This window comes from Streptococcus oralis (assembly GCF_001983955.1).
GTDB classification, from domain to species: domain Bacteria; phylum Bacillota; class Bacilli; order Lactobacillales; family Streptococcaceae; genus Streptococcus; species Streptococcus jiangnanensis.
The window spans coordinates 1,885,353-1,898,038 of sequence record NZ_CP019562.1; the positions used below are offsets into that span (position 1 = coordinate 1,885,353).

15 protein-coding genes and 2 pseudogenes are annotated in these 12,686 nt (G+C 42.2%); 4 read left to right on the forward strand and 13 right to left on the reverse strand.

The genetic code is table 11. The features are described 5' to 3' along the window. Positions 1 to 41: 41 nt before the first annotated feature. The 6 genes from BWR56_RS09395 to BWR56_RS09425 form a co-directional block, all read right to left on the reverse strand. Positions 42 to 707: a potassium channel family protein gene (locus BWR56_RS09395; RefSeq protein ID WP_049506222.1), complete on the reverse strand. Its 666-nt coding sequence runs from the start codon at positions 705 to 707 to the stop codon at positions 42 to 44. Positions 708 to 720: 13 nt separating this feature from the next. Further along, on the reverse strand, positions 721 to 2,100 hold the full coding sequence (locus tag BWR56_RS09400) for a TrkH family potassium uptake protein (protein ID WP_049506224.1): 1,380 nt from the start codon (positions 2,098 to 2,100) through the stop codon (positions 721 to 723). A 33-nt stretch (positions 2,101 to 2,133) separates the two neighbouring features. Then, entirely contained in the window at positions 2,134 to 2,898 is a 765-nt protein-coding gene (locus tag BWR56_RS09405; protein WP_033629181.1) for a nucleoside phosphorylase, read from the reverse strand. 284 nt (positions 2,899 to 3,182) lie between these two features. Continuing rightward, positions 3,183 to 3,806, reverse strand: a complete 624-nt coding sequence (locus BWR56_RS09415) for a TetR/AcrR family transcriptional regulator (protein ID WP_033629180.1) — start codon at positions 3,804 to 3,806, stop codon at positions 3,183 to 3,185. Positions 3,807 to 3,845: 39 nt separating this feature from the next. After that, positions 3,846 to 4,928 carry an ABC transporter permease gene (locus BWR56_RS09420; RefSeq protein ID WP_076984855.1) on the reverse strand — a complete coding sequence of 361 codons (1,083 nt, stop codon included), beginning with the start codon at positions 4,926 to 4,928 and terminating at the stop codon, positions 3,846 to 3,848. Position 4,929: 1 nt separating this feature from the next. Next, positions 4,930 to 5,646 carry an ABC transporter ATP-binding protein gene (locus BWR56_RS09425; protein ID WP_076984856.1) on the reverse strand — a complete coding sequence of 239 codons (717 nt, stop codon included), beginning with the start codon at positions 5,644 to 5,646 and terminating at the stop codon, positions 4,930 to 4,932. Between the two features lie 230 nt (positions 5,647 to 5,876). Here BWR56_RS09425 and BWR56_RS10115 point away from each other — a divergent pair. Next, positions 5,877 to 6,011 (forward strand): annotated as a pseudogene (locus tag BWR56_RS10115) (low temperature requirement protein A); the annotation flags it as partial. A 60-nt stretch (positions 6,012 to 6,071) separates the two neighbouring features. Here BWR56_RS10115 and BWR56_RS09430 read toward each other — a convergent pair. Next, positions 6,072 to 7,307, reverse strand: coding sequence for a carbohydrate-binding domain-containing protein (locus tag BWR56_RS09430; protein ID WP_076984857.1), 1,236 nt, complete (start codon positions 7,305 to 7,307; stop codon positions 6,072 to 6,074). 275 nt (positions 7,308 to 7,582) lie between these two features. After that, the gene (locus BWR56_RS09435; protein ID WP_076984858.1) at positions 7,583 to 8,146 is read right to left on the reverse strand and encodes a sugar O-acetyltransferase; all 564 of its coding nucleotides are present in this window, start codon (positions 8,144 to 8,146) and stop codon (positions 7,583 to 7,585) included. Positions 8,147 to 8,321: 175 nt separating this feature from the next. Here BWR56_RS09435 and BWR56_RS09440 point away from each other — a divergent pair, with 175 nt between their 5' ends. The 3 genes and pseudogenes from BWR56_RS09440 to BWR56_RS09450 all read left to right on the forward strand — a co-directional run bounded on the left by BWR56_RS09440 (position 8,322) and on the right by BWR56_RS09450 (position 9,252). Beyond that, positions 8,322 to 8,630 (forward strand): rhodanese-like domain-containing protein, encoded by a 309-nt coding sequence (locus BWR56_RS09440; RefSeq protein WP_000468873.1) that lies wholly within the window; start codon positions 8,322 to 8,324, stop codon positions 8,628 to 8,630. 3 nt (positions 8,631 to 8,633) lie between these two features. Continuing rightward, positions 8,634 to 8,981, forward strand: a pseudogene (locus tag BWR56_RS10075) (rhodanese-like domain-containing protein); the annotation flags it as partial. Then, on the forward strand, positions 8,956 to 9,252 hold the full coding sequence (locus BWR56_RS09450) for a rhodanese-like domain-containing protein (RefSeq protein ID WP_076984859.1): 297 nt from the start codon (positions 8,956 to 8,958) through the stop codon (positions 9,250 to 9,252). The pseudogene BWR56_RS10075 and the gene BWR56_RS09450, both read left to right, overlap by 26 nt. 221 nt (positions 9,253 to 9,473) lie before the next feature. On the opposite strand, the gene BWR56_RS09455 is transcribed toward BWR56_RS09450, so the two are convergent. The 5 genes from BWR56_RS09455 to BWR56_RS09475 form a co-directional block, all read right to left on the reverse strand. Next, the gene (locus tag BWR56_RS09455; RefSeq protein WP_002880547.1) at positions 9,474 to 9,731 is read right to left on the reverse strand and encodes a metal-sensitive transcriptional regulator; all 258 of its coding nucleotides are present in this window, start codon (positions 9,729 to 9,731) and stop codon (positions 9,474 to 9,476) included. Between the two features lie 199 nt (positions 9,732 to 9,930). Further along, positions 9,931 to 10,488, reverse strand: coding sequence for a DUF3592 domain-containing protein (locus tag BWR56_RS09460; protein WP_076984860.1), 558 nt, complete (start codon positions 10,486 to 10,488; stop codon positions 9,931 to 9,933). 75 nt (positions 10,489 to 10,563) lie between these two features. Beyond that, on the reverse strand, positions 10,564 to 11,226 hold the full coding sequence (locus tag BWR56_RS09465; RefSeq protein WP_076984861.1) for a hypothetical protein: 663 nt from the start codon (positions 11,224 to 11,226) through the stop codon (positions 10,564 to 10,566). 2 nt (positions 11,227 to 11,228) lie between these two features. Beyond that, complete coding sequence (locus BWR56_RS09470; RefSeq protein WP_076984862.1) at positions 11,229 to 11,900, reverse strand: hypothetical protein; 672 nt, start codon at positions 11,898 to 11,900, stop codon at positions 11,229 to 11,231. A 116-nt stretch (positions 11,901 to 12,016) separates the two neighbouring features. After that, positions 12,017 to 12,685: a hypothetical protein gene (locus tag BWR56_RS09475; RefSeq protein WP_049506243.1), complete on the reverse strand. Its 669-nt coding sequence runs from the start codon at positions 12,683 to 12,685 to the stop codon at positions 12,017 to 12,019. Position 12,686 lies beyond the last annotated feature (1 nt).

Here is a 12,686-nt window from a genome sequence, read left to right on the forward strand (position 1 = left end):
ATTGACTCGTTAATTATTGGAAAGAGAGTACCCTTCCTCTCCTACTCACTCAGTTCAGCTAGGGTGTCCAGATGTTGGTTATTAATGACGGCCATGATATAAGCATCTGCCTGCAAGAGGTCATTGGGTCCAAATTGGACATCCAGAGGAGCATTTTCGTAGGCACGAAAGCCAAGTACGTTGAGGTTGTATCGCCCACGCAAATCCAACTGACTGAGGCTTTTACCTACCCACGATTTAGGGATTTTCATCTCGACAATCGATACATTCTTGTCCAGCTGAAAGACGTCTACGCTGTTATGAAAGAGGATGGTCTGTGCCAATGAGCGCCCCATTTCAAACTCTGGTGAGATGACTGCGTCTGCGCCAATTTTTTCTAGAACCTTTTTAGCTGTATGACTTTTGACCTTGGCAATGACGGTCGGTACTCCTAGACTCTTGCAGTGCATAACCGCTAGAACACTGGACTCCAAATTTTCACCCGTTGCGACAACTACGGTATCGCAGGTGTCAATCCCCGCTGATAGAAGGAGTTCTTCATCCGTGATATCTCCAACTACCCCACGCGCCAGCACAGGTTCAAATTGATTAATGCGCTCCTCGTGGTCATCAATAGCAATGATATTCATATCATGCTTGGCTAGGGCTGCCAAAACACTGCTCCCAAAAATTCCCAAACCTAAAATTCCAATTGTCCGATCTGACATCGTTCTTCCTTTCTTATCCGATAGTGATATCTGCTTTCATATAGTGAATCGTATCTTTCTTGTCTGGCTGGTATTCTGCTACACTGACCAGTAGTGTCAAGGGACCAATACGGCCGATAAACATCAGCAACATAACGATGCTGAGGGCTATCTTGCCTAGCTCTGGTGTTAAATTTGCCGTCACCCCAACTGTCGCAAGGGCTGAAATGGTCTCAAACATGAGGTAAATAAAACGCGGATTTCCCTCTGCTGTTATCCCTAGCAGGATCAAGCCCAGCAAGAATGTTAGCAAGAAGATAATAAAGACACTGAAAGATTTTTGCACGGTTCGGGGTTCAATGGTCCTCCGAGCCACATTGGCATGAGGCAAGCCCAATAGTTCGCTACGAGCAAAGACCAATAAGACAAAGAAGGTCGTAATCTTGAGCCCCCCTGCTGTCCCTCCAGGTGCCCCGCCCAGAAACATCTGTAGGATGTAGATCAGTAAGGTAACTGGTCGAGCCTGAGTGTAGTCAATGGAAGCAAAGCCTGCCGTTCTCATGCTGACGGTCTGGAAGAAACTAACCAGCAATTTTTCTGGAGCGCTGAGATTTCCAATCGTTCTAGGATTGTTCCACTCGATGAACAAAGTCGATACGGTTCCAAAGAGTAAAATTCCCGCCGTTAAAAAGAGAACCAACTTGGTATGGAAACGCAGGCGACGTTTTTTCTTTTTCCCAAACTGGGTCGCTAGGTCAAACCAGACCATAAATCCTAGACCACCCGTGATAATCAAACCCGCAATCACTAGATTGATCAAGGGGTCCGTTTGAAAAACTAGCAAACTCGTACTTCCAAAATTATCAAATCCAGCATTACAGAAAGCGGAAATAGCCAAAAAGATAGAGGTTAACAGTCCTCGGCCCCAGCCAAATTCCGGAATAAATCGAAAACTCAGGAGAAAGGCACCGATCCCTTCTACCAGAAAAGTCGTCAGAAAGATCGAGCGAATAAAGTCCTTTAAAGACTGGGTTTCTCCATAACTGAAACTTTCTTGAATGGTCTCCCGGCCACGAAGACTGAGCTTTTGCTTGCCTTGGATATAAAAGATTCCGATAAAGGTCATGAGCCCCAAACCGCCAATCTGGATCAAGAGCATACAGATCAACTGGCCCCACATATTGTAAGTAGAGGCTACCGGCTGGGTGAAGAGCCCTGTCACACAGACCATGGACACCGTTGTAAAGAGATGATCAAAGTAGGCCGCTTGTGACGTTTCTGATTGCACAAAGGGGAGGCTTAAAAGGAGCGAGCCCAAGAAGATTACTAGGGCAAAACTTAAAAAGATGCGACGGGCTGGCGATAAACGAGCCAGATTCGTTTTGATTTTTTCCAAAAAAGATTTGAATAACATAGCTACATTCTACCATAAAAACAGTCAGAACACTCACATGTAGTGCACAATGGCAAGACAGAGTTCGAGTGCCTTGTCAAAAGCTTCAGAACCCCAGTCACGACTGTCGTAGTTGTCTAGATCCGCCAAGGAATCTGCGGTAAAGAGCAGTTCTCCCCAGACAACCCCACGTAGCTGAGCTACTGCCGCAAGAGCCGAACACTCCATCTCCACAACAGCACAGCCTTCTTCCTTACGATAAGCAACCTTTTCAGCCGTCTCTCGGTAAAAACCATCTGTCGTCCAGGTCATAACTTCCTCATAAGGAATGCCTATTTGCTCCAAGATTTGCTCAATGGCAGAGACAGCCTCAATCTGCATCTCCATATAACGAGAAGGTGCTGCATAATGGTAGCTAGTTCCCTCATCTCGCAAAGCGCGAACAGGGACGAGAAAGGCATTCTCCTCTATATCGGCTAGAACTCCACAGGTTCCAGTGGAAATGATTTGCTCCACACCATAGCCAATCAACCAATCCATAAACTGGGCCGCTGGGGCAGAGCCTACGGGCGCCTGGGCTAGACAAATCTCCTCACCCTTGTAGTTGAGGACGTAGACTGGATAAGTCTTGGTGGCCGAAACGAACTCACCAACACAATCCGCCCCTACTTCCTGAGCATAACGGTCGATTTCCTCCTCCAAAAATGCATAGATGCACTTCTTTGGCAACTTTAAGTCCAATCCCTCATGTGTTGGCATAAGGACCGCCTGGGGGTTGTCGTCAAACTCTAAAATGGGAATCGCATGTTTCTGAATCATAGCCCACCTCCTGTAATTTTGTACTATTGTATCAAAAGCTGACGGAGTGTCAAGGAGTTGTCTTTATCAGTCCAGAAATCTCCTCTTCCATACACTTGAGAAATCGTTGCACCGCTGGAGAAGTCGGTTTCTGTTTTGGCAAAGTGATTGAGGACTATCACCAAAATACCAAATTCAATAATAAAAAAGCACGAATCTGCATCAGGTAATGTATACCCTTTTATATTATCTTGTACAAGAAGCCAAACCAATAGAATCTAGCCTCCATTTTGTCTAGGCCTACTCTATTTCCACAAACCACCTAAAATCTGTTTTTCTAATAAGTCTAAGTCTTCCTCTTTTATTTCTCCATTATCGCTAACGATATAAAGCTGAGCGAAGTAAGCCAACAATGGACCAACACAAATACGAACCATTTGAGGACTCGTTAACTCTGGATTTACACGTGGATCTGCTAGCAATTCCTTATGAAGTACTCGAAGTTTATCTTGAATAGCATTCCAGATAAAAATCTGTTCATTTTTTAGTTTTTTATTTGAAAAACTCTCCTGCAGAATGATTTTCATCAAAGCACGATTTTTTTTGAGATAGCTCATACGATCATGGACGAGATAACGAACCCTCTCTTCTGTCGTTTCAAAAGCTAAGAGTTCCTCAAAAAAACTACCGAAAATGCCTGGGACTACAGGATGTAAAATAGCCGTCAGTAAATCATCCTTCGTCTTAAAATACTTAAACAAAGTTGCCTGGCTTAGTCCAGCACGCTCAGCTATGTGAAGAGTTGAGGTCCCATGGTAACTCCTGGTTGATATGAGATCCACTGCTGCCTGCATGATTTTTTTCTTTCCTTGAGGGTAATTCGCTTCTTCTAAGTAATCTTCAAACGATTCAAAAACAGTCTTATCCATCTAATCTTCACACCTTTTTAGCATTATTTATGTTGATTTCTAAACTTTACGATAACGACGCAATCCAACAATATTAAGAATTGTTAAAATGATCAAGAAAATCATTAAAACACCAAGATTTGGCAAAATATCACCAAGATTGTGTCCGTAAAGAATAATCTGGCTTATTGCATCACCAGAATAGGTTAATGGCAAAAATTTCCCCACAGTTGGAGCCCATTCTCCCATGGATGACAATGGAATAATCCCTGAGAAAAAGAGTTGAGGCATAATCACGAGAGGAATAAATTGCATCATTTGGAATTCTGATTTTGCTAGAGTAGACAAGAAAATTCCAAAAGCTAGTGCTACAAGAGCCAGTACCACATTAACTATTATAACATTTAAAATACTTCCTACAACTTCTACATCTAGTAGCCAAATTGCTGCTAAGACGACAACTGCCGTTTGAAAAATCGCAATAATACCGTAAGACAACATATAGCCATAGACGATTTCAGATCGTTTCACTGGTGTTGCTAACAAACGTTCTAGTGTTCCACTGGTGCGCTCTTTCAAAAGCGCCATACCTGAAATCAAAAAGACAAAGAAGAAAACTACAAAACCTATCAAAACCGGAATCATACTGGTAAAGAAGCTTGTATTTTCATCTCCATACTGATAAGACTCCTTGATTTCTGGTGTTTTTGCGTCCGAGTCCAATTGTGGAAGAGCTTGTTTGACACGAGATAGTAACTGATCGGTGCCTTCACTGGCGATACTTGTTCGTAACACTTGTCGTATCATAGATGTCTTGGAGGCATCTGTATTTGCGTAGTCGACCTGATACTCACCGTCTTTATAAGAAATCACAGCATCGACTTTTTCATTTGCTAGCGCTTCTTTGGCCTGATCTAAGTCTTGATAAGTCTCGATGTCCACATGATCAAGCTCATCCATTTTCGTTACCAAACCAGTTGGTAGATCTTGTGTCGCTAACTTGACATTCACGGTTGTACTAGCTGAAAACATGAGGTTCATCAACCACATGATAAAAACAGGTGCTATAAACATCAGGGCTAGAGTTCGTTTGTCACGAAGTAATTCTTTGATGACTTTTTTTGCAATCGCTATTGTTCTCATTTTACTCACCTTCTGCTTTTAAAAATACTTCTTCAATACTTGAAGCTTGATAACTTTCTTTTAAGTGTTGCGGTGTATCAAAAGCAATGATTTTTCCGCCTAATAATAAGCTGACCTTATCCGTCAACTCTGCTTCATCCATAACATGGGTAGTAACTAATATCCCAACCCCTTTGTCTCTAAGCGCGAATAATTCTTTCCAGATTTTCTTTCGAAGAGAAGGGTCGATTCCAACTGTCGGTTCGTCCAAAATCAAGAGTTGAGGATTTCCTAAAAGCGCGATAGCCAGTGACAAACGCCGTTTCATTCCTCCAGAATAACCAGATACCGCCTTGTTTAAGTAGTCTGTCAGATCTACTACTTGAGCTATATAAGCAATTTCCGCCTTTAGGTCTTTTTTAGAAAGCCCCTTTAGCTGACCAAAAAATTCCAGATTTTCTTGGCCTGACAAGGACTCGTATAAAGCATCTGATTGGGCCATATAGCCAATATCTCCTAAAATATGGCGATTGGGCATAGTGTGATTTAACACTAAAGCTACGCCTCCATCAGCCTTTTCCATTCCTAACGTAGTCTTAATCATAGTTGATTTACCAGCACCAGACGGACCAATTAATCCTATAATTTCTCCTGGCTGCAATTCAAAGCTGACATGATTCAGAACTATTTGATGGTCAAAAGATTTTACTAAATCTTGTAAATGTAGTAATGTTTTCATTTACTTCCTCCTTGGTGAGTTAATACTCACTTTTTAAATCACCGAAGCTATTATAGTGAGTAATCACTCACTTGTCAAGAGAAAGGGTTAAATTCTTTAAAAAAATAAAACACCAGATTCGTATCTGATGTTTATAATGCACATGTCTTATTTCTAAAAATGTTTTTGAACTTCCTCTCTATACTCCGAAATGGTCTTTCCTGCCCACTTTTTAAAGGCCTATTCTTCCTCTACTTTTCTCAGCCAATCCAACCATCGTCATTGCTATCGCAACTCTAATAACCTTAGCAATGGAAATCCATTTCACGCATTTTTATATAACCCGAACCAAGAAGTTCTCAAGTCCTGATTGGAAGTTATTTTAGCTACAATCCATCTCTCAAGCACAAAAACTCTCCCTTCTCTTTCGAGAAAGGAGATTCTTTTTATCCTTGTCCGCCAGGGGCTGGACCTTCGCCTTGAGGGCCTCCATTTGGTCCTCCGCCACCAGGCATAGAGTTGACAATTTCCGTTTGTTTTTCACCATTGAGATAGATATCTCCACCTGTGTAGGTCGCTGTTCCATCAAAGTCAAAACCTGTTTGACCAGTCATTTTAATGGTTCCGCCTGTGACTGTGATATTGCCGTTCGAGTCGATTGGGTCTGTGTCCCCTTGGCCGACTTCTACTGTCAGGTTCCCACCGTTCATGGTGAAGAAGATTTCACTCTGTTGGGCGTTTTTATTAGCTGCGTTGACTCCATCATCTGTCGAATAGATGCTAATGTCCCCACCGTTGATAGTGATTGACTTACCTTCAAGTCCTTCTGTCGAATTCTTGACGGTGTAGGTACCACTATCGATAACCAAACCACCTGATGCGTGGATGCCATCATCTCCTGCTGTGACGGTGATGTTGTTGTTGGATAGGTACATGGTTCCGACTGAAGTATCCTCGTCATTGTCCACCTTTAGGCCATCTTCCTTGGCATCGATAGTCATGGTCGTACCAGTGATGTTGAGTTCATCATTGACATTAAAGGCATCGCCAATTGCTGTGATGTTATAGGTTCCACCCGTGATGTGGAGGGTGTCGTTGGCCTTGATACCGTTGTTCTTCTTGCCATCTACATTGAGAGTTCCTTTCCCGTTGATGGTCAAATCCACCTTAGAAAAGAGAGCTGCGTCTGCTTTTTCGTCGCTGTTAGAGCTTGAGTCAGAGAGACTGTTGGTGGTTCCCTCTGCTAGAGTCAAGTAGACATGGCCAGCTGATGTCGCAGATATCGCTGCATTGGTATTGGTCATGGTCGCACCTTTTAGGACTAGATGAACATCTGCCGACTTATCTGCCTCGATCTTGATCTGCACTCCGTCAGACTGACCTGAAATCACATAGGTTCCAGATTTTGTGATGGTCACTGTTGATTCAGAGACTGTCACCCCATCTCCAGAGACGTTTGCTGATGAGCCAGATAACTCAATCTTAGAAGCTGTGCTTTCGTCATAAGAGGTATCATTGTCCTTCTCTGTAAAATAGGATGATTGGTTTGTCTTTGTCGCAGTTGTTGTGGCACTATTTGTCGTTGCATTGGTATTGGATGTAGTTGTTGACTGGGAACATGCTGCCATCAGCACCATTGCCGTTAAACTCGTTGCGACTAGGGTCCATTTTTTTGATTTCATACCTTTTTCATCTCCTTCGTATGATATAGCTAGACAGTCTACAGAAGATTCCTGAAACGAAACTAAAACTTTTCTGAAAGTTTCCTTAAATTCAGTTTCGCTTAGTATTCTTTTGAAAGGGCTACTAGAAACAATTTGAGAGTACTAAAATGCATTTAATAGTTTTTAAAAGCAACATCCCCAAGTGCGATGTCACTCTAACCCAAAAAGCAAAAAAAGAAAAATCTATAAGACTAAGATAAAGATTATAAAAAGAACAGCCCAAGCTGTTCTTTTTAGTTTTCTTTTACAGGGATTTCCTTGATAACACGCGCAGGATTGCCAGCTAGGACGACATTGTCTCCAAAGGACTTGGTGATCACGGCCCCTGCTCCTGCAACGACGTTATTTCCCAGTGTCACTCCAGGAAGGACAATGACGCCACCTCCAGCCCAGAAATTATCTCCAATGGTGATGGGCTTGCCATATTCGACCCCTGAATTGCGTTCATGTGGATCCAGTGGATGGAGTGGGGTTAAAAACTGACAGTTGGGGCCAAGCATAGCGTTGTTCCCAATGCGAATCGGACAAACATCCAGCATAGTCAAGTTCCAATTAGAATAAAAATTTTCCCCTAGATGAATATTGACCCCATAATCGACCACCAAGCGTGGATTGACATAGAGATTTTGCCCAGTTGAGCCAAACCAAGTCTTGATAATATCCGCTCCCTTCAAGGGTTCTTCTTCCTTGTTAAAGGCAGCCTGTTTTTGGCGAGAAGCCTGCGCCAAGGTCCGTAATTCAGGATCCGACGGACGGTAAGGCTCCCCTGCTATCATTTTCTGGTATTCGCTAGCCATCTTATCACCTCACACTTAATTTGGACCCATCATATCAAAAAGCCTTTGAAAGGTCAAGAATAGCCTGCTTTCTAGACTCTCGAAACTAATTCCCTCCCAACTCAAAACAACTTGCTTGACAAAAGATTAACTTCATGGTTTAATATACCCCATAAGGGTATATGTGGAGGTGCCTATGTTTCACTTATTATTTACAAAAATTGACAGTATTTCTACCAGCGAGTTAGAAGCTAAACTCAGAGAACCGATTCAGCTACTAGATGTTCGGACGCCTACGGAATTCCATAGAGGTCATATCAAAAATGCCAAGAATGTCCCTCTATCCGAAATCGGATCTTATGCACCAGCGACAAAAGAAACACTCTATGTCATTTGTCACTCTGGTGTGCGAAGCAAACTAGCTGCGAAGAAGCTAAAGAAAAATGGCTACGATGTCATCAATGTTCGAGGCGGTATGAGCGCTTGGACAGGTCAGGTCATCTAGAAGCATCAAATGGGCTACGCAGCCTTGAACCTTATCGAAGGTCTGAGCGACCATATCCAACGGTGTCCGCTCGAAGACAATCTGACTAAGGGCCAAAATCCCTAGATGTGCAGATAAGTGGCGAATTTCAGGGGAGCGACCCAAGGTCGATACCATTCATATCCCCCTAAATGAACTAGGGGAGAACTTGGATGAACCAGACGCCTACATCAGCGTTTTGCGCAACTAGATCACAGAGCGTATCCTCTAGCGGCAGGATTTACCGTCCAAAACCTTGATGGTGCTTATTCACAATATAAAATGTCTAATCCAGAAGGAGTCGAATATGGAAACGAGTATCAGCATGGCTGACTTTTATGAAAAATATCTAAATGAAAATCTAAACCTTATCGATGTACGTGAAGTGCATGAATTCCAAGCAGGACATGCACCAGGTGCCAAAAATCTGCCTTTAAGTACCTTGGAGCAAGGTTACAAAGAACTCAAACCTGACCAGGAATATCATGTCATCTGTCAAGGTGGAGTACGCTCCGCATCTGCTTGTGAATTTCTAAGCGCCCAAGACCTCACCGTTATCAATGTAGAAGGTGGTATGAATGCTTGGCCCGGTCAAGTAGAATAATGAAAAAACCGATTAAGTTCCTTAATCGGTTTTTTCATTTCTGCAACCCACTGATATAGGGCTCGTAGCCCGTTGCTTCTAAAAAAGAAGCACATTGATGGTATCTAAAAAGAGGTTTTCTCATTAGTATTGGGGGAAATCATCCGTTTATCCGACATGATTTTTTTATCGAAATAGACTTAAATACCTTTGTCTGCATTGTTTATCAATAGCAAATTAGTTTATTTCCGTTTAATCAGGTATCGGATGGCCTTTTCTAGGCGTTCCTTTTGAGCCTCGGGGTCGTCTAGTGGTTGGTTGATACAGTCAGTAAGATTTTCAGTAATGATCATCTCAATCACGCGCTCAACGCTAGATTTCACTGCTGTCAACTGCGTAACAATATCTGCACAGTCACGATCTTCTTCAATCATCTTTTGAATCCCACGCAACTGACCCTCTGAACGTTTCAGGCGTGTGATATACTTTGAGTTTGTCATTGATTTATCCTTGGTCACTTTTTCTTCATTATATCTCGAATAAGGGGCTTTGTCAAAATTCACTTCCTGTCTGTATTTGTAGGAGGCAACCTCTCCTCTGTATCAGATAGAAAAGATTGATAAGCATGGAAATGGAAAAGAAACTCTGTCCTCCTTGAAGCTCGATGGGAAGTCACGTTTCCTATTAACCAACTGACCTTTATGCGTATATCTTGGACAAATTGGACAAAAAGGCTAGGATCACTATCCCATAGACTATAACTAGAGCCAGTCCAAATCCGATACCAAACCACTTGTAAAACTTGTCCATTCCGCTGTAACGTTCGACATAGCCCCTGGTCGGCTTGTCTGGATCATACCAGACTGTCAGCTCCGAATGAAGGGGGAAATGGGTCTGCATCAAGCGTTTGAAGGAAACAAAGGAGTTGCTGTAGCGAGTGATCGAAGGCGCCAGCATATCTTCTCTTGTATAGTCCTTTAAAAATTTAGTAGTCCCCCACGGAATTGTGACCGTTTTGAACATAAAATACTGCAAGGTTTTCTTATAAGCAATCCCATCCACCGTGTATTCGACGATAGGTGGATACCCCTCACGAAAACGGCTATAGCCGATAACCGTTCCCTGTACGGATGACTTGGCAAGACGGACCAACTTCTGATCTCGAAGATAGAGATAGAGAAAGGTCCCACACACAAATACAAAAGATAGGAAGATGACGATTGTCCCAACTATCAAACCAATTACTTCTTTATTCATATGAACTCCTCCTGTTATTTTATACAGTAAAATCCCAAAACGAACTCGTCCAGAAGGACATCGATGCCCTCGAGTCTACTCTTTGGATTTTTCTTTTGACTGTTTTTCTCTCAAATCTTTCACAGATTTTGATATGATATCTCTCACTTGTTCGTCAGTAAGTCCTGGAATCTGGTAATAAGGATTATTGGATTCGCTTTTTGACGGCTTTGTTTCTGAACTTTCGGTTTTAGAACTTTGTTCAGTCGAAGACGAGGATTTCGACTCTGAGGAACTGGATTCTTTGGTCTTAGAGGAACTGGACGACTCAGACTCAGAAGGCTTGGACGTTTCAGGCGTGTTAGAATCAAGCTTAGGCGGCTTGTTTACTTGGTCGTTCGGCTGTTTCACAGGTTTATAGAATAGCCCAAAAGACAGCAGCAAGGCCATCAAGATCCCAATACCAGCCAAGGTTCTTTTAGTGGCTTCAGCCGAGGGAACCTTTACTCCCTTTGTACTGAGTATTTTCCATTCTGGATGCTCTTTTTCTATGGCTTTTTTCTGTCTCCTAAGAGGACCAAGTAGAAAATGATTAAAAGGCACAATCGTTACCATAGCCACCGTTACAAGCGGGACATAATTGGAATGACTTGATACCAGTAGAACATCGAGTATAGCGAGAAGAATGAAGAGGAAACGCCCCACAAACTTACGAACTTGATGCTCTTTTTTGATCTGCAAATATCTCTCTTGTGACATTATCATCCTCTCTTTTCTATTTCTTCCTTAAATATCACTTTCCCCTGTTCATACTTTCGCACAGCTAAAAGCCAGCGTATTGGATTGTTTTGGAATAAGAAAAGGTACAACAAGGCAGGAAAGAGACCTGCTAAAGGCGAGAAAAAGATTTGTATATCAAATGTCTCTTGCTTATTGAATGAGTCAATAATACTTGGGATAGTAGCAACAAATATTACTATAGTAGTCATAAAAACTAATAGCATAACAATCATAAAAGCCAACATTTTCCCAAACGTCGCTTTTTTATCGCTGAAATTGTCCCAGAACAGATTTGAATCAACAGCTTTCGCGAACTGTTGAGAACTTACCCCTTGAACCTGTTTCACCTCTTTATACAAGGCCTCTTCCATCATCCATATAAAGCCAAAGCAGACAAAGAACTGGGCAACGATATAAGGCGGAACCATCCAGCTGCTGTATCGAAAATCCGAAAATGCAGGTATAGCTACTAATCCTCCGATAATACCAAAAAAAACAAAAGCAAACATCAAAGGAATGATAGCACTATTGCTCTTCCTAGCTCCTTCTGTATTTAACAAGGCGCTCTTATCTGCTACAAGAGCTTCTCTCGTTCGCGTATTATAGTAAACGGCCTTATTACCGCTCTGTCCAATAAAAATTATTTTTCTCATATAAAATCACCACAGTTTCCACCAATCACTATAATCAGAAACTTCAATTTTTATCATAGGTCGTTGATAAAACATCATCAACCACTGGTAATAGTAATAGCGTTTCTCTCATGTTTCTAGTTCTTCTCTTCCCCAAATAATACTTTCCCCTGCTTGTATTTTCGTACGGCTAACAGCCAGCGGATTGGATTGTTTTGAAATAGTAGAAGAACCACGCTAATTGGGACGATCGTTGCTCCGATTGGCACCATGAACATCGACGGCTCAAACCATTCATGTTCATAGTAGGGAATGAAGGTCCCAGGTATGGCAAAGAACACAACAATAACAAAAACAAATAGAAGAACGAGGATAGCAAATAGATACAAGATGATTTTATCGACTGTTGGTTCCTTATCCGGAGATTTTTTCCAAAATTTACTACTTTCAACTGCTTCTTTAAACTGCTCTTCACTTGCTGGGACAAGCGACTTAGCCCCACTGTAGAACAGTTTTTCAAATCCATAAACACTTCCGATAAAAACGAAAAGGATTGCGGCTAGATGGATAGGTGCCATCCACTCACTCAATCTAAAGGGCGCTAGCAAGGAACGAATCCAAATACCGATAATAGTAACTAGCAAGAAAACAAAGAAGACAACCCAAGGCCACTTGGATTTCTTTGAACTGATGGCACCGTCGGTTTCTGACGAGGCGCTAGATTCTGTCGCTAAAGCCTCTCTCGTCCTTGTGTTATAGTAGACGGATTGCTGGTTTCCTTGGCCTATATAAATGATTTTTCTCATC